This is a genomic window from Microbispora sp. ATCC PTA-5024, assembly GCF_000511135.2.
GTDB lineage: Bacteria > Actinomycetota > Actinomycetes > Streptosporangiales > Streptosporangiaceae > Microbispora > Microbispora corallina.
The window spans coordinates 1,900,486-1,923,325 of sequence record NZ_KI866522.1 but is presented as its reverse complement, the minus strand read 5'-3'; the positions used below and the strand labels follow the sequence as shown (position 1 = coordinate 1,923,325).

Annotated in this window: 16 protein-coding genes and 1 tRNA gene; 9 read left to right on the top strand and 8 right to left on the bottom strand. The window is 72.9% G+C overall.

Features of this window, described 5'->3' with window-relative positions; translation table 11 throughout:
- Positions 1 to 3: 3 nt before the first annotated feature.
- The 4 genes from gltB to MPTA5024_RS08450 all read left to right on the top strand — a co-directional run bounded on the left by gltB (position 4) and on the right by MPTA5024_RS08450 (position 8,343).
- Positions 4 to 4,530, top strand: a complete 4,527-nt coding sequence (gltB, locus tag MPTA5024_RS08465; RefSeq protein ID WP_084369509.1) for a glutamate synthase large subunit — start codon at positions 4 to 6, stop codon at positions 4,528 to 4,530.
- A gap of 15 nt (positions 4,531 to 4,545) precedes the next feature.
- Positions 4,546 to 6,030 (top strand): glutamate synthase subunit beta, encoded by a 1,485-nt coding sequence (locus MPTA5024_RS08460; protein ID WP_036321288.1) that lies wholly within the window; start codon positions 4,546 to 4,548, stop codon positions 6,028 to 6,030.
- A 152-nt stretch (positions 6,031 to 6,182) separates the two neighbouring features.
- Positions 6,183 to 7,841, top strand: coding sequence for a S8 family peptidase (locus MPTA5024_RS08455; protein ID WP_051457848.1), 1,659 nt, complete (start codon positions 6,183 to 6,185; stop codon positions 7,839 to 7,841).
- 88 nt (positions 7,842 to 7,929) lie between these two features.
- Entirely contained in the window at positions 7,930 to 8,343 is a 414-nt protein-coding gene (locus tag MPTA5024_RS08450; protein WP_036323685.1) for a DUF2784 domain-containing protein, read from the top strand.
- On the opposite strand, the gene MPTA5024_RS08445 is transcribed toward MPTA5024_RS08450, so the two are convergent.
- Positions 8,270 to 9,016, bottom strand: coding sequence for a hypothetical protein (locus tag MPTA5024_RS08445; protein WP_036321284.1), 747 nt, complete (start codon positions 9,014 to 9,016; stop codon positions 8,270 to 8,272). The two genes, MPTA5024_RS08450 and MPTA5024_RS08445, sit on opposite strands and share 74 nt — an antisense overlap.
- Before the next feature lie 210 nt (positions 9,017 to 9,226).
- On the opposite strand from MPTA5024_RS08445, the gene pyk reads away from it, so the two are divergent.
- From pyk to MPTA5024_RS08430, 3 genes are all read left to right on the top strand, one after another.
- Entirely contained in the window at positions 9,227 to 10,657 is a 1,431-nt protein-coding gene (pyk, locus tag MPTA5024_RS08440; RefSeq protein WP_036321283.1) for a pyruvate kinase, read from the top strand.
- A 199-nt stretch (positions 10,658 to 10,856) separates the two neighbouring features.
- Complete coding sequence (locus tag MPTA5024_RS08435; RefSeq protein WP_036321282.1) at positions 10,857 to 12,632, top strand: ABC transporter ATP-binding protein; 1,776 nt, start codon at positions 10,857 to 10,859, stop codon at positions 12,630 to 12,632.
- On the top strand, positions 12,629 to 14,443 hold the full coding sequence (locus tag MPTA5024_RS08430; protein WP_036321281.1) for an ABC transporter ATP-binding protein: 1,815 nt from the start codon (positions 12,629 to 12,631) through the stop codon (positions 14,441 to 14,443). The genes MPTA5024_RS08435 and MPTA5024_RS08430 overlap by 4 nt, the downstream gene beginning before the upstream one ends.
- A 27-nt stretch (positions 14,444 to 14,470) precedes the next feature.
- On the opposite strand, the gene MPTA5024_RS08425 is transcribed toward MPTA5024_RS08430, so the two are convergent.
- From MPTA5024_RS08425 to MPTA5024_RS08405, 5 genes are all read right to left on the bottom strand, one after another.
- Positions 14,471 to 15,733, bottom strand: a complete 1,263-nt coding sequence (locus MPTA5024_RS08425; protein ID WP_036321279.1) for an ABC transporter substrate-binding protein — start codon at positions 15,731 to 15,733, stop codon at positions 14,471 to 14,473.
- On the bottom strand, positions 15,730 to 16,770 hold the full coding sequence (locus tag MPTA5024_RS08420) for a branched-chain amino acid ABC transporter permease (protein ID WP_036323682.1): 1,041 nt from the start codon (positions 16,768 to 16,770) through the stop codon (positions 15,730 to 15,732). Before MPTA5024_RS08420 ends, MPTA5024_RS08425 begins: the two co-directional genes overlap by 4 nt.
- Before the next feature lie 70 nt (positions 16,771 to 16,840).
- Entirely contained in the window at positions 16,841 to 17,731 is an 891-nt protein-coding gene (locus tag MPTA5024_RS08415) for a branched-chain amino acid ABC transporter permease (protein ID WP_036321277.1), read from the bottom strand.
- Positions 17,728 to 18,507, bottom strand: a complete 780-nt coding sequence (locus MPTA5024_RS08410) for an ABC transporter ATP-binding protein (RefSeq protein WP_036321275.1) — start codon at positions 18,505 to 18,507, stop codon at positions 17,728 to 17,730. The genes MPTA5024_RS08415 and MPTA5024_RS08410 overlap by 4 nt, the downstream gene beginning before the upstream one ends.
- Positions 18,504 to 19,358, bottom strand: a complete 855-nt coding sequence (locus MPTA5024_RS08405; RefSeq protein ID WP_036321273.1) for an ABC transporter ATP-binding protein — start codon at positions 19,356 to 19,358, stop codon at positions 18,504 to 18,506. The genes MPTA5024_RS08410 and MPTA5024_RS08405 overlap by 4 nt, the downstream gene beginning before the upstream one ends.
- 188 nt (positions 19,359 to 19,546) lie before the next feature.
- Between MPTA5024_RS08405 and MPTA5024_RS08400 the strand changes: the two genes are divergently transcribed.
- The gene (locus MPTA5024_RS08400) at positions 19,547 to 20,725 is read left to right on the top strand and encodes a PucR family transcriptional regulator (RefSeq protein WP_036321271.1); all 1,179 of its coding nucleotides are present in this window, start codon (positions 19,547 to 19,549) and stop codon (positions 20,723 to 20,725) included.
- Between the two features lie 241 nt (positions 20,726 to 20,966).
- Here the strand turns inward: MPTA5024_RS08400 and MPTA5024_RS08395 are convergent, their stop codons facing one another.
- Both MPTA5024_RS08395 and MPTA5024_RS08390 read right to left on the bottom strand, forming a co-directional pair.
- Positions 20,967 to 21,734: a hypothetical protein gene (locus tag MPTA5024_RS08395; protein ID WP_036321269.1), complete on the bottom strand. Its 768-nt coding sequence runs from the start codon at positions 21,732 to 21,734 to the stop codon at positions 20,967 to 20,969.
- A 49-nt stretch (positions 21,735 to 21,783) separates the two neighbouring features.
- Positions 21,784 to 21,866: transfer RNA gene (locus MPTA5024_RS08390), tRNA-Leu, on the bottom strand.
- A gap of 110 nt (positions 21,867 to 21,976) precedes the next feature.
- On the opposite strand from MPTA5024_RS08390, the gene MPTA5024_RS08385 reads away from it, so the two are divergent.
- On the top strand, positions 21,977 to 22,573 hold the full coding sequence (locus tag MPTA5024_RS08385; RefSeq protein WP_269750553.1) for an ANTAR domain-containing response regulator: 597 nt from the start codon (positions 21,977 to 21,979) through the stop codon (positions 22,571 to 22,573).
- Positions 22,574 to 22,840: the final 267 nt, after the last annotated feature.

Genomic DNA, 22,840 nt, shown 5'->3' with positions numbered 1-22,840 from the left:
TACATGCCTGCTGCCCGCCTTGGCCTTCACAGGGGCCTGCCGCGGCCCCAGGGACTCTACGACCCCGCCAACGAGCACGACGCCTGCGGCGTGGCCATGGTGGCCGATGTCGCCGGCCGCCGGAGCTACGACATCATCGCCAAGGCGCTGACGGCGCTGCGTAACCTCGACCACCGCGGCGCGAGCGGGAGCGAGCCCGACACCGGCGACGGCGCGGGCATCCTCACCCAGATCCCCGACGACTTCTTCCGCGCGGTCGTCGACTTCCCCCTGCCGCCCGAGGGCTCGTACGCCGCGGGCACCGCGTTCCTCCCGCTCGACGAGGAGGCCAGGGAGGCCGCCGTCCGCCTGATCGAGGAGATCGCGGCCGAGGAGAACGTCACGGTCCTCGGCTGGCGCGACCTCCCGGTCGACGCCGGCCTGCCCGGCGCGAGCGCGCGGGCCGTCATGCCGTTCTTCCGGCAGCTGTTCGTCTCCTCGCCCGGCGGCGAGACCGGGGTCGACCTCGACCGGATCATCTTCGGCTTCCGCAAGCGCGCCGAGCACGAGGCCGACGTCTACTTCGCCTCGCTGTCGTCGCGGACGATCGTCTACAAGGGCATGCTGACCTCGCTGCAGGTCGAGCCGTTCTTCCCCGACCTGACCGACGAGCGCTACGTCACCGCGATCGCGCTGGTGCACTCCCGGTTCTCCACCAACACGTTCCCCTCGTGGCCGCTGGCCCACCCGTACCGGTACGTCGCGCACAACGGCGAGATCAACACCGTCCGCGGCAACCGCAACTGGATGCGGGCCCGCGAGGCCATGCTGGCCACCGGCCTGATCCCCGGCGACCTGGAGCGCCTGTTCCCGATCTGCGACCCGGACGGGTCGGACACCGCGTCGTTCGACGAGACGCTGGAGCTGCTCCACCTCGGCGGCCGGTCGCTCCCGCACGCCGTGCTGATGATGATCCCGGAGGCGTGGGAGAACCACACCGAGATGGACCCCGCCCGCCGGGCGTTCTACGAGTTCCACTCGACGCTGATGGAGGCCTGGGACGGCCCGGCGTCGATCACGTTCTCCGACGGCACCCTGGTCGGCGCCGTCCTCGACCGCAACGGGCTGCGGCCCGGCCGGTTCTGGGTGACCGACGACGGCCTGGTCGTGCTCGCCTCCGAGGCGGGCGTGCTGTCCGACATCCCGCAGGAGAAGGTCGTCCGCAAGGGCCGCCTCCAGCCGGGCCGGATGTTCCTGGTCGACACCTCCCGCGGCAAGATCATCGAGGACGACGAGATCAAGGCCGAGCTCGCCGCGGCCCTGCCGTACGGCGAGTGGCTGCACGCGGGCCTGGTCCGCTTCGAGGAGCTGCCCGAGCGCGAGCACGAGCACCCGACGCACGAGGCGCTGGTCAAGCGGCAGCAGACCTTCGGCTACACCGAGGAGGAGCTGCGGGTCATCCTCGCGCCGATGGCGAAGAACGCGGCCGAGCCGATCGGCTCGATGGGCACCGACACGCCCGTGGCCGTGCTGAGCGAGCGGCCCCGGCTGCTGTTCGACTACTTCAGCCAGCTGTTCGCGCAGGTCACCAACCCGCCGCTGGACGCCATCCGCGAAGAGCTCGTCACCTCCCTGCAGTCGACGATCGGCCCCGAGGGCAACCTGCTCGAGCCCGGACCGGCCTCGTGCCGCCGGCTCGTGCTGCCCTACCCGGTGATCGACAACGACGAGCTGGCCAAGATCGTCCACATCAACGACGAGGGCGCGCTGCCCGGCTTCCAGCCGTACGTCGTGTCCGGCCTGTTCGACGTGGCCGGCGGCGGCGAGGCGCTGGTCGCCCGCCTGGAGGAGATCCGCCAGGAGGTGTCCCGCGCGATCAGGGACGGCGCGCGGATCATCGTGCTGTCCGACCGCGGCTCCTCGCGCGACCGGGCGCCGATCCCGTCGCTGCTGCTCACGGGCGCGGTGCACCACCACCTCATCCGGGAGAAGTCGCGCACCAGGGTCGGCCTCGTGATCGAGACCGGCGAGGCCCGCGAGTGCCACCACATGGCCCTGCTCATCGGGTACGGCGCCAGCGCGATCAACCCGTACCTCGCCCTGGAGACGGCCGAGGACATGATCGCGACCGGCGCGCTCGACCTGGAGCCGCGCAAGGCCGTCCGCAACCTCATCAAGGCGTACGGCAAGGGCGTCCTGAAGGTCATGTCCAAGATGGGCGTGTCCACGGTCGCCTCGTACACGGGCGCGCAGATCTTCGAGGCGCTCGGGCTGGGTGCCGAGGTCGTGGACCAGTGCTTCACCGGCACGACCTCCCGGCTCAGCGGCGTCGGCTTCGACGTGCTGGCCCGTGAGGCGATCGAGCGGCACCAGCGGGCCTACCCGCGCGCCGAGAACCCGCACCGCCGGCTGGAGGTCGGCGGCGAGTACCAGTGGCGCCGCGAGGGCGAGCCGCACCTGTTCAACCCGGTGACGGTCTTCAAGCTGCAGCACTCGACCCGCACCCGCCGGTACGAGATCTTCAAGGAGTACACCTCCCTCGTCGACGGGCAGTCGGAGCGGCTGATGACGCTGCGCGGCCTGTTCCGGCTGCGCCCGGGCGGCCCGCCGGTCCCGATCGAGGAGGTCGAGCCGGTCGAGTCGATCGTGAAGCGGTTCTCCACCGGCGCCATGTCGTACGGGTCGATCTCGATGGAGGCGCACGAGACGCTGGCCATCGCGATGAACCGCCTCGGCGGCAAGTCGAACACCGGCGAGGGCGGCGAGGACCCCGAGCGGCTCTACGACCCGGAGCGGCGCAGCGCGATCAAGCAGGTGGCCTCCGGCCGGTTCGGCGTGACCAGCGAGTACCTCGTCAACGCCGACGACCTGCAGATCAAGATGGCCCAGGGCGCCAAGCCCGGCGAGGGCGGCCAGCTGCCCGGCCACAAGGTGTACCCGTGGATCGCCAAGACCCGGCACTCCACGCCCGGCGTCGGCCTCATCTCGCCGCCGCCGCACCACGACATCTACTCGATCGAGGACCTGGCCCAGCTCATCCACGACCTGAAGAACTCCAACCCGCGCGCCCGCGTCCACGTGAAGCTGGTCGCCGAGGTCGGGGTCGGGACCGTGGCCGCGGGCGTCAGCAAGGCCCACGCCGACGTCGTGCTGATCTCCGGGCACGACGGCGGCACCGGCGCCTCCCCGCTGACCTCGGTCAAGCACGCGGGCGCCCCCTGGGAGCTCGGCCTGGCCGAGACCCAGCAGACGCTGCTGCTCAACGGCCTGCGGGACCGGATCGTCGTGCAGGCCGACGGCCAGCTCAAGACCGGCCGCGACGTCGTCATCGCGGCGCTGCTCGGCGCCGAGGAGTACGGCTTCGCCACCGCTCCGCTGGTGGTGTCCGGCTGCGTCATGATGCGCGTCTGCCACCTCGACACCTGCCCCGTGGGCGTCGCCACGCAGAACCCCGAGCTGCGCAAGCGGTTCAGCGGCCGGCCCGAGTTCGTGGTCAACTTCTTCGAGTTCATCGCGCAGGAGGTCAGGGAGTACCTGGCCGAGCTCGGCTACCGCTCCCTGGAGGAGGTCATCGGCCGCGCCGACCTGCTCGACACCGACCGGGCGGTCGAGCACTGGAAGGCCGCCGGCCTCGACCTCACGCCGATCCTCCACCAGCCGGAGCTGCCCGAGGGCACGCCCCGCCACAAGGTGGTCGAGCAGGACCACGGCCTCGACAGGGCCCTGGACAACACCCTCATCCAGCTCGCCGAGGGCGCCCTGCAGTTCGGCGACCAGGTCACCCTGGAGCTGCCCATCCGCAACGTCAACCGCACGGTCGGCACCATGCTCGGCCACGAGGTGACCCGGCGGTACGGCGGCGCGGGCCTGCCCGACGACACGATCGACGTGTCGTTCACCGGCTCGGCCGGCAACTCGTTCGGCGCGTTCGTGCCGCGCGGGGTCACGCTGCGGCTGACCGGCGACGCCAACGACTACCTCGGCAAGGGTCTGTCGGGCGGCCGCCTGGTCGTGCGGCCGCACCCCGACGCCCCGTTCGCCGCGGAGACGCAGGTGATCTCCGGCAACGTCGGCCTGTACGGCGCGACCTCCGGGGAGGTGTTCGTCCGCGGCGTCGTGGGCGAACGGTTCTGCGTCCGCAACTCGGGCGCCACCGCCGTCGTGGAGGGCGTGGGCGACCACGGCTGCGAGTACATGACGGGCGGCCGCGCGGTCGTGCTCGGCCCCACCGGCCGCAACTTCGCGGCCGGCATGTCGGGCGGCGTCGCGTACGTGCTCGACCTGCGGCCCGAGCGGGTCAACCGCGAGATGGTCGAGATCGAGGCGCTCACCGAGGACGACGCCGAGTTCCTCCACGAGATCGTGGACCGGCACCTCACCGAGACGGGCTCGACGGTCGCCAAGGCGCTGCTCGCCGAGTGGGACGCCGCGCTCGCCAGGTTCGCCAAGGTCATGCCGTCGGACTACAAGCGGGTTCTGCTGGCGCGGGCCGCCGCCGAGGCCGAGGGCCGGGACATCGACGAGGCGGTCATGGCCGCCGCGCACGGATAAGAGGGGGGTACACCGATGGCCGACCCGAAGGGGTTCCTGGCACACGGGCGCGAGCTGCCGGCACGCCGTCCCGTCGACGTGCGCATCCGCGACTGGCGGGAGGTCTACGAGGACTTCCCCACGCCTGCGCTCACCAAGCAGGCGGCCCGCTGCATGGACTGCGGCATCCCGTTCTGCCACAACGGCTGCCCGCTTGGAAACCTCATCCCCGAGTGGAACGACCTCGTCTACCGCGACGACTGGCGCGAGGCGATCGAGCGGCTGCACGCCACCAACAACTTCCCCGAGTTTACCGGCCGCCTGTGCCCGGCTCCGTGCGAGTCGGCCTGCGTCCTCGGGATCAACGCCGACCCCGTCGCGATCAAGCGGGTCGAGGTCGAGATCATCGACCGCGCCTTCGCCGAGGGCTGGGTGGCCCCGCAGCCGCCCGCCGTCAGGACGGGCCGCCGCGTCGCCGTGGTGGGCTCGGGCCCGGCCGGTCTGGCCGCCGCCCAGCAGCTCACCCGGGCCGGTCACGACGTCGTCGTGTTCGAGCGGGCCGACCGGATCGGCGGCCTGCTGCGGTACGGCATCCCCGAGTTCAAGATGGAGAAGCGGCACGTCGACCGGCGCCTGGCCCAGATGGAGGCCGAGGGCACCGAGTTCCGCACCTCCGTCAACGTCGGGGTGGACGTCACCGTGGCGCAGCTCCGCGAGGAGTTCGACGCCGTCGTGCTCGCGGGCGGCGCCACGGCCTGGCGCGACCTGCCGGTGCCCGGCCGCGAGCTCAAGGGCGTCCACCAGGCCATGGAGTACCTCCCGCCGGCCAACCGGGTGCAGCAGGGCGACATGGCCGAACCCGCGATCTCGGCCGAGGGCAAGCACGTCGTCGTGATCGGCGGCGGCGACACCGGCGCCGACTGCATCGGCACGGCGATCCGCCAGGGCGCGCTGACCGTGACCCAGCTGGAGATCATGCCGAGGCCGCCGGAGGCCCGCCCGGACGCCCAGCCGTGGCCGACGTACCCGATGCTGTTCAAGATGGAGAGCGCCCACGAGGAGCTGGAGGCCGGGGGAGGCGACCGGGTCTACGCGGTCTCCACCACCGAGTTCGTCGGCGACGAGGAGGGCAACGTCCGGGCGCTGCGCCTGGTCGAGGTCGAGGGCCCGGCGAGCGGTTTCCGGCCGATCCCGGGCACCGAGCGGGAGATCCCCGCCGGTCTCGTCACGCTCGCCATGGGCTTCCTCGGCCCGGAGAGGGGCCCGCTGCTCGACGGCCTGGCTGCGCTGGCCGACGACCCGGCCGCGTTCTTCGACCCGCGGGGCAACGTGGCCCGCGGGAAGTCCTACGAGACGGCGGTCGAGGGCGTCTTCGCCGCCGGCGACATGGGCCGCGGGCAGTCGCTGATCGTGTGGGCCATCGCCGAGGGGCGCTCGGCCGCGGCCGCCGTGGACCGGTACCTGTCCGGCCGCACGGCCCTGCCCGTCGCCATCCCCCCGACCGCCCGCCCGCTGGTGTGACGGGCGCGTGATCTGAACGCCGGTCGCCGCGGCGGAAGGGGACCCCGCCGCGGCGATAGTGGCATAAATCGGGAATATCCGAATTTGGGTGGTTGGGTTGCGCGCGCGACCCGGCCCCCTGAAAGATGCTGATCCCGGATCGAGGAGGATCGTTGAACGTACGGGGGCGGCTCACGGGGGCGGCCGCGGCGCTCGCGCTGCTGGCCGGAGTCGGCGGCGTGGCCGCCACGGGGGCCGGGTCACGCAGCCCGGCCGGACCTCTGCACGACTACCTGGTCTTCTACGCCGACGGCGCCCGCGCCGCCGCCACGCGCGACGTGACGGCCGCCGGAGGCGTGGTGGAGGGCCGGGACGACCGTCTCGGCTACCTCATCGTCAGGGCCGGCTCGCCCGACCGCCTCGGCGCCTCCTCCTCGGTCGTGGGCGTCACCGCCGACCGCGCTATCGGCAGGGCCGCGGACGACACCGCGGCCGCCGGGGTCGCGGCGCCGGCGGGCGGCGCGTCGAGTGCGGCGAGCACGGCTGGCCGGGCCAGGGCCGGGGACCCGCTGTCGGACCGGCAGTGGGACATGCGGATGATCGGCGCCACCCCGTCCGGCTCGTACGCCACGGCCAAGGGGAGCCACAAGGTCCTGGTCGGCATCATCGACACCGGCGTGGACGGGCGCCACCCCGACATCGCGCCCAACTTCAACCGCGCGCTCAGCCGCAACTTCGTCACCGACACCCCGAAGGACCCCAACGGCAAGAAGCTCGACGGCCCCTGTGAGCACGCCGGCTGCAAGGACCCGGCCGACGAGGACGACGACGGCCACGGCACCCACGTCGCCAGCACGATCGGCTCCCCGATCAACGGGATCGGCGTGAGCGGGGTCGCCCCCGGTGTGTCGCTGGTCAACCTCCGGGCCGGCACCGACTCCGGCTTCTTCTTCCTCAAGCCGACCATGGACGCCCTGACGTACGCCGCCGACGTGGGCGTGGACGTGGTCAACATGAGCTTCTACGTCGACCCCTGGACGTACAACTGCCCGAACAACCCGCAGGACTCGCGGGCGGCCCGGCTGGAGCAGCGGGCCATCCTCGAGGGCATGCGCCGGGCCGTGAACTACGCCCGGGCGCGGGGGGTCACGCTGATCAGCGCGATCGGCAACAGCGGCCACGACCTCGGCAAGCCGACGAAGGACACGGCCAGCCCCGACTATCCGCCCGGCTCCGAGCGGACGCGGACCATCGACAACTCCTGCATCGACGTCCCGGCCGAGCTCCCCGGCGTGATCTCGGTGTCGTCCGTCGGGCCGAGCGGGCGCAAGGCCGGCTACTCCGACTACGGGACCGAGCAGACCGACATCGCGGCGCCCGGCGGGGACGTCTTCGACGGCGGCACCGCCCTGCGGGGGGAGCGCAGGCAGATCCTGGCCGCCGCGCCGGAGACGGCGCTGCGCGCCCAGGGCCTGATCGACACGTCGGGCCGGCCCAAGACCTCCGCCGTCGTGCGCGACTGCCACGGCGGCAGGTGCGCCTACTACCAGTACATGGAGGGCACCTCGATGGCCGCCCCGCACGTCACCGGCGTCGTGGCGATCATCATCAGCCGTTTCGGCAAGCCCGGCAAGGGCGGGCTCTACATGGACCCCCGCCGGGTCGAGAAGCTGCTGTACGCCACGGCCGTCCCGAAGGTCTGCCCGTCCCCCCGCCTCTACCAGTACGGCGGCGCCGACGGCGGCCAGCTCTGCGAGGGCGGCACGGCGAACAACGGCTTCTTCGGCCACGGCGTGGCCAGCGCCTCGAAGGCGGCCTCGCTCACCCCCTGAACGCGCCGCCTGAGTAGCACACTGAGTACGCGAGCGGATGCCCGCGGGCCGGGAGCCGATCTACCTTCGGGGTCGCGGAGGGCAGATCATGATCTATCAGCTCGTGTGGCAGGCCACGATGGCGTCGCACTTCCTCGTCATCGCGTACATCGGCCTGGGCGGCTTCCTCGCGTGGCGGTGGCCGCGGCTCGTCTGGCCGCACCTCGCGGCGTGCGCGTGGGCGCTCGTGCAGCTCACCGGCCTCGTGGAGTGCCCGCTGACGGCCCTGGAGAACTGGGGGCGCCGCGCCGCGGGGGAGCGCGGCCTGGCGCCGGGCGGCTTCATCGACACCTACATCACCGGCGTGGTCTACCCGAGGGAGTACCTCACGCAGGCGCGCGCCGGCGTGGTCGTCCTCATCCTGCTGTCGTGGGCGGGCGTCGCCGTGGTCACCCGACGCCGCAGGTCTTCTCCGCGTACGACAGGAACGTCGCCTGGACCGGCGGCGGGGGCGTCGCGATGAGCCAGTGCTCCTGCCCGCTGCCGACCGTGGCCCAGACGGGGAACAGGTAGGCCTTCTTCGCCTCGGCGAACGCGTGCGGGTCGCAGCGGGCCGGGGTGACCTCGACCGGGATCTCCAGGCGGGTCGTCCCGGGCGGCAGCACGACCACGGGCCGGCGCCGGCCCGACAGCGGCCTGAGGTTGAAGTGCGTGGTGTTGCCGAGGTCGTCCACGGACAGGCTGTCCTCGCCGCCCTTCCTGCTGACCAGGAGCGTGCCGTGCAGGGTCTTGCCGACGTGGGCCCAGGCGTCCTCGAACGTCACGTCCACCGACTGGCGCAGGATGTACGCCCCGCACTCGTTGGCGACGAGCATGGCGAGGGTGGGGTCGGGGTGCGGCACCGGGAACCGGGCCAGGCGCACCGGGCCGTTCCCGACCTGGACGTGGGCGACCACCGTCGCCGGCTTGACCGGAGGGATCTTCACGGGGTCGCAGCGCGCCGCGCCGTACGGGATCCGCAGGTCGGTGCGCGGCGTCCGGCCGAGCGTGCTGTCCACCCGCTCGGGCGGCAGGGTCTTCAGGGAATCGGTGACGAGCTGGACGTCCACGAACCGGACCGGGGTGGCGGTGTCGTTGCGGACGGAGATCTCCACGGCGTGCGCGGGGTCGTCGTTGCGCCACTGGTTGAGCGTCACGGAAACGCCCTTCGGGGGCGCTTCGGACTGGGTAGCCTGTCCACCGCAGGCGGCCACGGTGAGCAGCGCTGTTATCGCGCCCAATGTGCGGGTACGTCCCATGGCTGGCAAGGCTAGGCCATGGGCGTGATCGCGTGAAGAGTCTGAACATTAGGCGACAGCTGTGGGCGCCGTCACATCAAGTGGTCTGTACCAATTAGGGTAGGGCATGTGAGTCGTCGAGCAAAGATCGTCTGTACCCTGGGACCCGCCACCTCCTCTCCGGAGCGCCTCCGCGAGCTCATCACGGCCGGCATGAACGTGGCGCGTTTCAACCTGTCCCACGGCAGCCACGAGCTGCACAAGGAGATCCTCGACCGGGTCAGGGCCGCGGCCGACGAGCTGGGGTGCGCCGTCGGCGTCCTCGCCGACCTGCAGGGTCCCAAGATCCGGGTCGGCCGCTTCGCCTCCGGGCCGGTGCGGCTCGGCTACGGGGACGTGTTCACGATCACCACGGAGGACGTGCCGGGAGACCGCGACCTGGTCTCCACCACGTACGAGGGCCTGCCGGGCGACGTCAGCCCGGGCGACACGATCCTCGTCGACGACGGCCGCCTCAACCTCGAGGTGACCGCGGTCGAGGGCCCCCGCGTCGTGACCCGCGTGGTCATCGGCGGCATGATCTCCGACAACAAGGGCCTGAACCTGCCGGGCGTCGCCGTCACCGCCCCCGCCCTCACCGACAAGGACGAGGCCGACCTGCGCTGGGCGCTGCGGAGCGGCTTCGACATGATCGCCCTGTCGTTCGTCCGCTCGCCCGGCGACGCCGCGCTCGTCCGGGGGATCATGGAGGAGGAGGGCGTCCACCTGCCGCTCCTCGCCAAGATCGAGAAGCCGCAGGCGGTGGAGTGCCTCGAGGAGATCGTCGACGCCTTCGACGGCGTGATGGTCGCCCGCGGCGACCTCGGTGTGGAGCTCCCGCTGGAGCAAGTGCCGATCGTCCAGCGCCGCATCATCGAGCTGTGCCGCGAGAAGGCGCACCCGGTCATCGTGGCCACCCAGATGCTCGACTCGATGATGAGCGCCCCCCGGCCCACCCGCGCCGAGGCGTCCGACGTGGCCTACGCCGTGATGGACGGCGCCGACGCCGTGATGCTGTCCGGCGAGACCTCGGTCGGCACGTACCCGATCGAGTCCGTGTCCACCATGGCCCGCATCGCGGTCGCCGCCGAGGGCACGACCCTGCAGGCCAAGCACACGCTGGACCGCCTGCCGGAGACCACGGGCGGCGCCATCGCCCGCGCGGCCGCCGAGGTCGGCGCGATCGTCAAGGCCAAGGCCCTGGTGGCGTTCACCATGTCCGGCGAGACCGCGCGGCGGCTGGCGCGCTACCGCTCGCCGATCCCGCTGCTGGCGTTCACGTCCAACCCCAAGGTGCGCGGCCAGCTCGCGCTCACCTGGGGCGTCGAGACGTTCGAGGTGCCGTTCGTGCACCACACCGACGACATGGTCCGCCAGGTCGAGGCCTCGCTGCTGTCCCTCGGCGTGTGCGAGAAGGGCGACAAGGTCGTCATCGTGGCCGGTTCCCCGCCCGGGAACATGGGCTCCACCAACGCCCTGCGCGTGCACACCATCGGCTCCGCGGTGGCCCACCCCCGCTAGGCCCGCCCGTCACGGCCCGTACGGCCCGGCTCCGCGCCGGGCGTGCGGGCCTTCGTGCGTTCCGGGGGTCGGCTCGAACGGCTGGAACACCGGGAGCCGCCGGAAAACCGGTTGATGGAGGCGGCGCGCTGACCGAGCATGGGCAGTGCGAGTCGTCCGATCCTGTCCGACCGCCCGGTGAGGAGGCGCTGCGCCGACGATGGCAGACCCGTCAGGTCCCCCCGCCGGCCGCGGCTCGTGGCGCTCGCTGTGGCGGCTGCGCTCCTACCTGCGGCCGTACGTCCCGGCGCTGGTCGTCTCCTGGGTGGCCGCCCTGCTCGGCATCGCGGCGGGCACCGTGATCCCGCTGGTCGGCAAGGAGATCGTCGACGGCCCGGTGACCCACGGGGACCGCGGGGCGCTGCTCCCGCTCGGCCTGCTCGCCCTCGGCCTGGGCGTCTCCGAAGCAGTGCTGATCTTCGTGCGCCGCTGGTCCCAGACCGGTCCCGTCCTCGGCCTGGAGACGGCCATCCGCGACGACCTGTACCGGCACCTGCAGCGCCTGCCGATGAGCTTCCACGGCGAGTGGCAGTCGGGTCAGCTGCTGTCGCGGGCCACCACCGACCTGTCGACGATCCGCCGTTTCCTCGGCTTCGGCGTGCTCTTCCTGATCATGAACATCCTGCAGCTCGCCGCGGTGACCGTGGTGCTGCTGCGGATGTACTGGCCGCTCGGGCTGCTCGTCGCGGCCTCGGCGGCGCCCGTGGTCGCGCTGTCCCTGCGGTTCGAGAAGCGCTACATCCGGATCTCCCGCACGGTGCAGGACCAGCAGGGCGACCTCGCGACGCTGGCGGAGGAGGCCGCGGTCGGCATCCGCACCGTCAAGGCCTTCGGCCGGCGGGCCCACGTGTACGACGGCTTCGACCGCACCGCCAGGAACATCCACCGCTCATCATTGGAGAAGGTGCGCCTGGCCTCCCGGTTCTTCACGTTCCTGGAGGTCGTCCCCAACGTCACGCTCGCCATGGTGCTGCTGCTCGGCGCGGTCGCCGTCGGGGCCGGCGCGCTCACGCTCGGCACGCTGGTGGCGTTCACCACGCTGGTCCTCCAGCTGGTCTGGCCGGTGGCGTCGCTGGGCTACATCCTCGCCATGGGCCAGGAGGCGATGAGCTCGGCCGACCGGGTGGCCGAGGTGCTCGGCACGGTCCCGGAGATCGTGGGCGGGAGCGCCGTCATCCCGCGCCCACGGGGCCACGTCCGCTTCGAGGGCGCCGGGTTCCGCTTCCCCGGCGCCGAGCGGCCGGTGCTGCGCGACGTCTGGCTGGAGGTCCGCCCGGGGGAGACCGTCGCCGTGGTCGGCGCGACAGGCTCGGGCAAGACCACGCTGACCGCCCTGGTGCCCCGGCTGTGCGACGTCACCGACGGCCGCGTCACGATCGACGGGCACGACGTGCGCGACCTGTCGCTCACGTCGCTGCGCTCGGTCGTCGCCACCGCGTTCGAGGAGCCCACGCTGTTCTCGATGAGCGTCCGGGAGAACCTCGCGCTCGGCCACCGCGACGCCGGGGACGCCGAGATCCGGGAGGCCCTGGAGATCGCCCAGGCGACGTTCGCGTACGACCTGCCGTGGGGGCTCGACACCCGGATCGGCGAGCAGGGCATGTCGCTGTCGGGCGGCCAGCGGCAGCGGCTCGCGCTGGCCCGCGCGATCCTCGGCAAGCCGCGCGTCCTCGTGCTGGACGACACCCTGTCGGCCCTCGACGTGGAGACCGAGGCTCTCGTGGAGGAGGCGCTGCGCCGGGTGCTGGCCGACGCCACCGGCCTCGTCGTGGCCCACCGCGCCTCGACCGTGCTGCTGGCCGACCGGGTCGCGCTGCTGCGGGACGGCACGGTGAGCCACGTCGGCCGCCACGCCGACCTGCTGTCGGAGGTGCCCGAGTACCGCGCTCTGCTCGCCCAGGACGCCGACCTCGACCCCGAGCAGGCCCTCCGATGAGCGACTCCTGGCGCGGCGTCGCCGCCGAGAACCGCGACGACCTGTCCGAGAGCGTCTCCCTGCTGCTGCGGGCCCGCTCGCGCCGCCTGCTCGCCGGCCTGCTGCGGCCGCACCGCCGGGCCATCGCGGTGCTGACCGCCGTCATCGTCGTGTCGAACGCCGCCGGGCTGGCCATGCCGTACCTGGTGAAGACCGGCATCGACAGCGGGATCCCGCCGATGGCGCGCGGCGAGGGGCCGGGACTCGCGCTGACGATCGTGGGCCTCGTCCTGCTCGCCGCGCTCACCCAGGCCCTGACCCGGCAGGCGTTCCTGTACATGGCGGGGCGGATCGGCCAGGACGTGCTGCTGGAACTGCGCCGCCGGGTCTTCGACCACTTCCAGCGGCTGTCGCTGTCGTTCCACGAGAAGTACACCTCGGGACGGGTGATCTCCCGGCTCACCTCGGACGTCGAGGCCATCGCCGAGCTGCTCGACTCGGGCTTCGACGGCCTGGTGACGGCCGTGCTCACACTCTGCGGCACGGCCGTGATGCTGCTCGTGCTCGACGTGCACCTGGGGCTGGTCGCGCTGGTCCCGCTGCCGGTGCTGATGCTGTTCACCCGGTGGTTCCGGCGCGAGTCGAGCGCCGCCTACCGCCGCACCCGTGAGGCTGTCGCGCTGGTCATCGTCCACTTCGTCGAATCGATGACGGGCATCCGGGCCGTGCAGGCGTTCCGCAGGGAGCCGCGCAACCAGGAGATCTTCCAGCGCCTCAACGCCGACTACCGCGACGCGAACACCCGCGGCTCCCGCCTGGTCGCCGTGTTCATGCCCGGGATCAAGCTCATCGGCAACGTCACGGTCGCCGCCGTCCTGCTGTACGGCGGATGGCTCGCCCTCCGCGGCGAGGTGACGGTCGGCGTGCTGGCCGCGTTCCTGCTCTACCTGCGGCAGTTCTACGAGCCCATGCAGGAGATCTCCCAGTTCTACAACGCCCTGCAGTCGGCCGGGGCGGCCCTGGAGAAGCTGTCCGGCGTGCTGGAGGAGCAGCCCGGCGTCCCTGAGCCCGCGCGTCCCGTGCCGCTGCCCCGCGCCGCCGGCGGCCTGCGGTTCGAACGCGTGGAGTTCGCCTACGGCGCGGGCCCGCCGGTGCTGCCGGCCTTCGACCTGGAGATCCCCGCCGGGCAGACGGTGGCCGTCGTCGGCACGACCGGGGCGGGCAAGACGACGCTGGCCAAGCTCATCGCCCGGTTCTACGACCCCGTCGCGGGCCGCGTGCTCCTCGACGGGGTCGACCTGCGCGACGTCGACGAGGCCACGCTGCGCCGCCACGTCGTCATGGTCACGCAGGAGAACTTCCTGTTCAGCGGCACCGTCGAGGACAACGTGCGGTTCGGCAGGCCGGACGCCCCGATGGCGGCGGTCGCCGAGGCGGCCGAGGCCATCGGAGCGCACGGCTACATCGCGTCGCTCCCGCAGGGGTACGGCACGCAGGTGGGCAAGCGGGGCGGCCGGATGTCGGCGGGCCAGCGGCAGCTCGTCGCCTTCGCCCGGGCGTTCCTCGCCGACCCGGCTGTCCTCATCCTCGACGAGGCCACCAGCAGCCTCGACGTGCCGAGCGAGCGGCTCGTCCAGCGGGCCCTGCGCACGATCCTGGCGGACCGGACCGCGCTGATCATCGCCCACCGGCTGTCGACGGTGGAGATCGCCGACCGGGTGCTCGTGATGGAGGGCGGCCGCGTCGTCGAGGACGGCCCGCCGGCCCGGCTGATCGCGGGCTCCGGCCGCTTCGCCCGCCTGCACCGGGCCTGGCTCGACAGCCTCGCCTGATCCGCCTCGCCCGCGGGGATCCGCGCCTCAGCCCACCGGGACGGGGTAGCCCTCGGCCAGGTCGGACACCGCCGCCGGGCGGAAGATCACCGAGCCGCCGAGCGCGGTCTTGTCGGGCTTGACCACGTACGAGGCGCGGGACGACGGCTTGTCCACGGCGGTGAAGTCCATGGGCGTCCCGAGGCCGCCCTCGAAGCCCGACTGCGACCGGTGCGCCGCCAGGATGCCGTCGCGGCTCAGGTCCTTCGCCGCGCAGGCCTTCTTCACCGCGTCGTCGACGATCATGGCGGCGCCCCAGCCGGTGGGGACGGCGTTGTCGAGCGTCTCGCCCGGGTACTTCGCCTGGTAGTCCGCGGCCAGCTTCCGCATCGCGGGCAGGTCCGCGCTGATCGGCGCCCCCGCCGTCATCACGTAGTAGTCCTTCAGCAGCGCGGGCGCGGCCGGCGTGGCGAGAAGCTGCGGGGCGTACGCCGAGTTGCTGCCGACGAACGGCACGTCCATGCCCCGGGCGAGGGCGACGCCGACGAGCGAGGCGGCCTGCCGGGGCCCGACCGAGACCAGCACCGCCTTCACCCCGGCCGCCTTGAAGGCCGCGACCTGCGCGCTCATGTCCTGGTCGGTGGCCTTGACCTTCTGCTCGACCACCTCCAGGCCGAGCTTGCCCGCGGCGTACTTCGAGCCGTTGAGCGCGCTCTCGCCGTAGTCGCCCTCGAAGTACAGGTGCCCGATCCTGTCGCCGGTCTTGATCCCCTTCTCCTTCACCAGGAACTCGACCCCGTTGATCATGTCGATGTCGTACGTCGTCCCGGTCACCTGGATGGCCCGGCTGCCCAGCAGCGACGTCGCCCAGGCCATCGGGATCGTGAGCAGCTTGTCGGCGTCGATGCGCTGCCTGAGCGCGGTCACCATGGGGGAGCCGATGAACTGCGGGATCGCCGCGGCTTTCGGCGCGATCTCGGCGTAGGCCGCCACGGCCTTCTGGGTGTCGTACCCGTGGTCGCGCACCACGACCTCGTATCTGCGCCCGCACACGCCGCCCGCGGCGTTCACCTGGTCGAAGTAGAGCCGCTGCGCCTGCGTCAGGCTCTTGCCGAGGGAGGCGTACGGGCCGGTCAGGTCGGTCAGGACCCCCACCGTGATGGTCGTCGCGGACACCCCGGGGCCGGTCTTCACGCCGTCCCCGCCGATCGCGGGCGCGCCTCCGGTGGCCTTGCCGCTGGCGCACGAGGCCGCCGCCGTGGCGAGCAGGGCGAGCGCGGCGACGCCGGCGCGGGTACGGAACGTGCTCATCTGAGCTCCTTGGTTCGAGGGAGTGCGCGGCGCAGCCGCGCGGCGAGCCCGAGCAGGCCCCCGGGCAGGAACAGCACCACCGACACGACGGCGGCGCCGTAGAGGATGCGCGCGGCCTCGGCGGGGGAGACCCCGGACGAGCCCGGCTCGGCCACCAGCGGCAGGGCGTCGCCGTAGCGCGTCAGCAACTGGGGGAGGAGCGAGACGAAGGCGGCCCCGATCACCGCCCCGGCGACCGAACCGAGGCCGCCGATCACGATCATCGCCAGATAGTCGAGGGACAGCAGCATGCCGAAGTAGTCGGGCACGACCCGCTGGAAGACCAGGGCGACGAGCACCCCCGCGAGCCCGCCGTACATCGAGGACAGCACGAACACCCCGGCCCGGTAGCGGGCGACCGGCACGCCCATCACGCCGGCGGCGATCTCGTGGTCCCTGATGGTGTTCATGGCCAGGCCGGGACGGCCGCGCAGCACGCCCCGCGCGAACGCCGCCGCGCCCCCGAGGAGCACGAGGCCGAGGAACCACAGGCGCTCCAGCGAGCCGAACGGCACGCCGAGCACCACCAGCCCCGGCGCGTCGGCGAACGCGAATCCGAACAGCTCCATCGGCGGCACCGCACGGCCGTCGTACCCGCCGGTCACGGCCTCCGCGTTGAACAGCACGTGCTGGCCGACGAAGATCAGCGCGAGCGTCGCGATGCCCAGGTAGGCGCCCTTCAGGCGGCCCGCGATCGGGCTGAACAGGCCGCCCGCCACGCCCGCCGCCGCCACCGCGAGGACGGCCGCGAGCGGCGTGGGCAGCCCGGCGTCGGACGACAGCCAGACGTAGGCGTACGCCCCGACCGCGAGGAAGAACGCGTGGCCGAGCGACAGCTGCCCGGTGGCGCCCGTCAGCAGGTTGATCCCGATCGCGCCGATCGCCGCGGTCATCGCGAACAGCCCGGTCTGCAGCCAGAAGCCGTCGAGGTAGAACGGCACGGCGACCGCCGCCGCCGCGGCCGCGGCCCAGACGAGGACCCGCGCCGCCCGGCTCAGGGCCGCCCCCGGCCTCCGGCCCGCCGCACCCTCGGCGGGAGACGGCGGCGCCGCCGGCACCGCGGGCCGCCTAGACACGGGCCGGCTCCCTCGTCCCGAACAGCCCCGCCGGGCGGACCAGCAGGATCACGATCATCACCAGGTACGGCGCGGCGTCGCCCACCCCCCGCCCGAGGAAGGCCAGCTCGCTCTGGTACCCGCTCATCAGCGTCTCGGTGACCCCGACGATCAGGCCGCCCGCGAGCGCCCCCGTGGTCGAGTCGAGCCCGCCGAGGATCGCGGCCGGGAACGCCTTCAGCGCCACGGCCGCGGTGCCCCGGTCGAGCCCCGGCGTGGGGAACACGCACAGGAACAGCGCGGCGACCGCGGCCAGCGCCCCCGCGACCGCCCAGGCGCTCAGCGAGACCCGGCCCAGCCGCACCCCCATCAGCGCGGCCGTCTCCGCGTCCTCCGCGGTGGCCCGCATGGCCACGCCCCAGCCGGTGAACCGGAACGCCAGCAGGAACGCCGCGATCAGCCCGGCCGCCGCCGCCAGCGCGACGAGCCGGGTCTCGGCCAGCGAGACCGGGCCGAGCCGCAGCACCCGGTCGCCCCACGGGTCGCCCATCGGCAGCACGTCCGCGCCGATCTCCCGGGTGAGCTCGGTCGTGAGCACGATGTCCACGCCGATCGTGACGATCGCGAGCACGCTCTGCGACCCCACGTGCGCCCGCCGGATCACCAGGAGCTCCACCAGCGCCCCGACCAGGGCCGCCGCCGCGACGCCCGCCGCCAGCGCGGCCCAGAAACCCATCGCCGGGTGCAGCCGCGCGACGGCGTACCCGCCCGCGAGCAGCAGCGACGCGTGGGTGAAGTTCACCACCTCGGTCGCCTTGAAGATCACCACGAAGCCCAGCGCGATCAGCGCGTACACCGCGCCCACCGAGATCCCGTTGACCACCAGCTCCAGGAGGACCGTCACGCCGATCCCTCCCCGGCGTCGCCCAGATAGGCGCGGATCACCTCGGGGTCCCGCTGGACCGACTCCGGCGGGCCGCCGGCGATCCGCCTGCCGAAGTCGAGGACGGTCACCGCGTCCGCGATCCGCATGACCATCCCCATGTCGTGCTCGACCAGCAGAATCGACATGCCGAGGCTCGCGCGGACCGCCGCGATCAGCCGGGCCGTCTCCCGCCGCTCCGCGCCGTTCATCCCGGCCACCGGCTCGTCGAGCAGCAGCAGCCGCGGCTCCATGCACAGCGCCCGCGCCAGCTCCACCCGCTTCTGCACGCCGTACGGGAGCAGCCCGACCTGCGTGCCCAGCTCGGCCTCGACCCCGGTGAACGCGGCGATCTCCTCGACGCGCGCCCCGTGCCGCGCGGCCTCCCGGCGGGCCGAGGGCAGGCCCAGCCCGGCCGAGACGAAGCCGCTGCCCGTCAGCCGGTGGCGGCCGAGCATGAGGGTGTCGCGGACGGTCAGGCGGGGGGACAGCGCGATGTTCTGGAACGTCCGGGCCACGCCCAGCCGGGCCACCCGGTGCGGGTGCAGCGCCGTCAGCTCCGCGTCCCCGAACCGCACGCTGCCCGAGGTCGCCCGGTAGACGCCCGACAACACGTTGAAGCACGTGGACTTCCCCGCGCCGTTCGGGCCGATCAGCGCGTGCAGGCTGCCGGGCGCGACCGTGAAGCCGACGCCGTCGAGCGCGGTCAGCCCGGCGAAGCGCACGGTGAGGTCCCGGACGGCCAGCTCGGGGGTCACGGCACCCACCTGCCCAGCGTCCGGCCCGCGACGGTACCGACCGGTCGGTCTGCGACGGGCACGCCGGAAGAGCCGGGGTCCCCAGAGCGCGGCCTCCCCGGACCGTCCGGCTCCTCGATCCCCAGGTAGCGCCGCCGCACCTCGCCGCTCGCCGCGAGGCGCTCCGCCGGTCCCTCCACGGCCACCTCCCCGACCTCCAGCACGTACGCCCGCGACGCCAGTGACAGGGCCGTCGCCGCGTTCTGCTCGACCAGCAGCACCGACGTGCCCGCCGCGTTGATCTCCCTGATCGCGTCCGCCACCCGGGCGGCCGTCAGCGGGGCCAGCCCGAGCGTCGGCTCGTCCAGCAGCAACGCCGACGGCCGCGCCATCAGCGCACGCCCGATGGCCAGCATCTGCTGCTCACCCCCCGACAGCAGGCCCGCCCGCTGCCGCGCCCGCTCGGCCAGCACCGGGAACAGCTCCAGCACCCTCTCCCGGGCCCGCGCCGCCGCCGTCCGGTCCCGCGCGCCCAGCGCCCCCGCCCGCAGGTTCTCCGCGACCGTCATCCGGGCGAACACCCGCCGCCCCTCCGGCACCTGCACCACACCCCGCCGGACCACCGCGGCCGCCGGAAGACCGGTGAGCGGGGCGCCTGCGTACGACACCGACCCGGCCGTGACCGCCCCCCGATGGAACCGGAGCGTCCCGGACACCGCCCGCAGCAGCGTCGACTTCCCCGCGCCGTTCGCCCCGAGGACCGCCACCACCGACCCCGCCGGCACGGCCAGGCTCACGCCCCGCAGCGCCCGCACCGGGCCGTACCGCACCTCCAGGCCCGACACCTCGAGGCCGCCCGCCTCACCAGCCATCCGCGCCTCCTGTGACATCGATGAAGGCACACGAAACCCAGGGGCGTCGAGCGCCGTCCAGGCTCCCCCGCCAAGACGGGACCCGTGCCCACGCCGTCCCCGTCCTCGTTGTGCACGGGCACAATGTGCGGTCACGAAACGAGAACCGAACCTTGTTCCGGAGCCGGGTCGCTGGCAGATTCGGGAGAATGAGGTCCAGAACGGACTCCGAGGTCCGGGAACTGCTGCGGACCTCCGCCGCGCGCCTGCTGGAGCGCCTCCCGACGCTCACCGACGAGCTCGTCCGGCGCGGCAGGCGGAGCGACGAGGCGTACCGGATCGCCATCCCCTTCGACGACCACTGGAAGAGCACCCACGAGGGGATGCGCGTCGGCATCACCGCGATCCTCCAGCCCCGCCACGAACGGCGCGACGTCGCCTACGCCCAGACCGTGGGCCGCAGGCGGGCCGAGCACGGGCTCCCGCTCGACTCGCTCATGCGCAGCTACCGCCTGGCGGCCCAGATCACCTGGGACGGCGTCATCGACATCGTCGGCGACCAGACCCCCGAACGGCTGCCCGCCCTGCTGCGCAGCGCCACCCACGTCTGGCACGCCATCGACAGGCAGGCCGTGGCGGCCGCCGACGCCTACCGCAGACGGGAGAACGAGCTGCTCGGCCGCACCAACGAACACGTGCACGCCCTGCTCGACGCCCTGCTCGAAGGCCGGGCCGACGCCGCCGTCACCGGGCTCGCCGCGGCCGCCCTCGACCTCCCGGAACAGGGCCGCTATGCCGTCGTCACAACCCGGCTCCCCGGACGGCCCGACCGGGCGCACCGCCCGGAGACGCTCGGCGGGCTGCGCCTGCTGTGGCGGATGCGCGCCGACTTCGAGATCGCCGTCGTCCTCATGGGCGACCGCGACCTGGACGACCTCGTGGCGGCCGTCCGGCCCGTGATCTGCGGCACCGCCGGCATCAGCCCCGTCGTGGACGGCCTGGCCGAGCTCGCCACCGCCCGCCGCCTGGCCGAGCTCGCCATGCGCACCTGCTCCGGCGACCGCCCCGAGATCGCCCGGCTCGACCGCCGCCTGCCCGCCGCCCTCGTCGTCTGCCAGCCCGGGCTGTCTCGGCACCTGGCCTCCGACGTCCTCGGTCCGGTCCTCGCCTCACCCGACCGCGGCGTGCTCCTGGCCACGCTGGAGGCCTGGCTGCGCTGCGAGGGCTCGGCCGTCCGTGCCGCGGGGGAGCTCTACTGCCACCGCAACACCGTCTTCAACCGCGTCCGCCGCATCGAGCAGATGACCGGCCGGTCCCTGTCCCGCCCCCGCGACCTGGTCGAGCTGTCCCTCGCCCTCGACGCCGTCCGCCTCCACCCCGAGCCCTGAGCTCCCGGAACACGCGGCGCGCCGCCCCGCGCCCGCTGGGACCGCCGGCGGAGGCGACCCGGCTCGGCGTGGAGGCGACCCGGGCCCGGGGGCCGGCGCTGCCGGATCCCGCCCCGGGGGGCCGTCGAGACGACCGCCCCGGCCCCGCGCGGAGGCGCCGGCGGAGGCGACCCGGGCCCGGGGGCCGGCATTGCCGGGGCCCGTCCGGGCACCGTCGAGACGACCGGCCGTCCGCCAGGCCTCAGTACTTCGGCCCCACGAACTCGTCCAGCCGGGCCACGGCCGCCCGCCGGGCCACCGAGATCTCGTTGCGCTTGTTGCGCCGCCAGTCGACCCCGAGCCGGTCGAGCGCGTCGCCGCACAGCCGCAGGATGTCCGCAGACTCGTTCTTGAACAGGTAACGCGGATACTCGTACCACTTGTCCTCGCCGCCCACCGGCCTGCGGACCCGGTTCGCCCCCCGGTAGCCGTCCGAGTGCATCAGCCCGCGCACGAGCGGCCCCGGGTGCTCCGCAGCGATCGCCTCCTGCCAGTCCGCCAGCACGATCGCCCGCTCGTGCTTCTTTCCCGGCCCGTGCTGCGGGAACAGGCACGGCCAGTGCTTGGAGTAGCTCTTGACCTCGGTGCAGCCGGTGTGCCGCCGCCTGCTGACGGAGGACGTCGGCATGACGCCGGACAACGCCTGCGCCGCGGCCTCGATCAGGCCCGGCCACGTGTCGCCGCAGTAGAGCGACAGCCGGTAGACCTGCCTGGGGCCCAGGGCGATGTGGCCGTCTCCCAGGTAGAGGCCCAGGAGGTAGGCGTACGCCCTCTCGTCGAGGGGCCGCCCGTGACAGCGGGGACACGAACTGTTGAGCCTTCTGTCCTCGTCCTCCTTCACCCGGCGCAGGCCGGTCCTCCACTTCCGGACGGCGCCGGTGGTGACGCCGCACAGGGCCGCCACCTGACGGTCGCTGTAGCCGAGCCCGGACAGGCGGAGAGCGCGGTCGACGGTTTCACGGGGGTGCATGCGCCGACCCTGCCAGTCGTCACTGACAGTTCCGCTCGCTCACGATCGGTGCCGGAAGCGGGATTCGAACCCGCACGCCCTTTCAGGCGGACGCTTTTGAGGCGTCTATGTCTGCCATTCCATCATTCCGGCGTCATTTCTCGGATATATCCGATTTACCCCGGTGTGGGAAGCCTGACCGAAGCTGATCAAGACCCACCTCGCGTGGTCCTAATCTAGCGGACGTCGGTAACCTCTTGTGCGTGAGTACGCAGCGGCGAGTGGTGATCGCGGAAGACGAGGCCCTGATCCGCCTCGACCTGAAGGAGATGCTCGAAGAGGACGGCTACGCCGTGGTGGGCGAGGCCGGCGACGGCGAGACCGCGGTGAAGCTGGCCACGGAACTACGGCCCGATCTCGTGATCCTCGACGTCAAGATGCCCGTGCTCGACGGGATCTCGGCGGCCGAGCGCATCGTCTCGGAACGGATCGCCCCCTGCCTCATCCTCACCGCGTTCTCGCAGCGCGACCTGGTCGAGCGGGCCAGGGACGCGGGGGCGATGGCCTACCTCGTCAAGCCGTTCACCAAGGGCGACCTGGTGCCGGCGATCGAGATGGCGGTGAGCCGCCACGAGGAGATCGCGGCGCTGGAGAAGGAGGTCTCGACCCTCTCCGAGCGGCTGGAGACGAGGAAGCTCGTGGAGCGGGCGAAGGGCCTGCTCATGGCCCAGCACGGGTGGACCGAGCCGCAGGCGTTCCGGTGGATCCAGAAGGCGTCCATGGACCGCCGCATGAGCATGCGGCAGGTGGCGCAGATCGTGGTCAGCGAGAACGCCGGCGAGGAGCGTCCCCCCGCCTGACGCGAACCGTCCGCCCCGGCGCCGGCGGCCTCCCCACCCCAGCCGGGGGCCCGGGGACGGGGTCCGGGGGCCGCGGGGAGGGGGCCGGAGGGCCGCCTCACGGGCGCCCGGGAGGGCGGTGAAGGAAGAGGCCGCTGGTCAGGACGGGTGTGCGCACTTGGTTGAGGAGTTATTACGACTCCGCATCCAAGTGTGGACAGTTCTGACGCATGCCTGGTCGGAGGCCCCTTGACCTATGTACCTTTCACCCATTCGATCGGGACGGGT

Excerpts from the sequence above, each read along its gene's own strand:
- MPTA5024_RS08435 (WP_036321282.1), top strand. The coding sequence starts at position 10,857 with ATGGCAGACCCGTCAGGTCCCCCCGCCGGCCGCGGCTCGTGGCGCTCG.
- MPTA5024_RS08430 (WP_036321281.1), top strand. The coding sequence starts at position 12,629 with ATGAGCGACTCCTGGCGCGGCGTCGCCGCCGAGAACCGCGACGACCTG.
- MPTA5024_RS08450 (WP_036323685.1), top strand. The coding sequence starts at position 7,930 with ATGATCTATCAGCTCGTGTGGCAGGCCACGATGGCGTCGCACTTCCTC.
- MPTA5024_RS08460 (WP_036321288.1), top strand. The coding sequence starts at position 4,546 with ATGGCCGACCCGAAGGGGTTCCTGGCACACGGGCGCGAGCTGCCGGCA.
- MPTA5024_RS08425 (WP_036321279.1), bottom strand. The coding sequence starts at position 15,733 with ATGAGCACGTTCCGTACCCGCGCCGGCGTCGCCGCGCTCGCCCTGCTC.
- gltB (WP_084369509.1), top strand. The coding sequence starts at position 4 with ATGCCTGCTGCCCGCCTTGGCCTTCACAGGGGCCTGCCGCGGCCCCAG.
- MPTA5024_RS08405 (WP_036321273.1), bottom strand. The coding sequence starts at position 19,358 with ATGGCTGGTGAGGCGGGCGGCCTCGAGGTGTCGGGCCTGGAGGTGCGG.
- MPTA5024_RS08400 (WP_036321271.1), top strand. The coding sequence starts at position 19,547 with ATGAGGTCCAGAACGGACTCCGAGGTCCGGGAACTGCTGCGGACCTCC.
- MPTA5024_RS08395 (WP_036321269.1), bottom strand. The coding sequence starts at position 21,734 with ATGCACCCCCGTGAAACCGTCGACCGCGCTCTCCGCCTGTCCGGGCTC.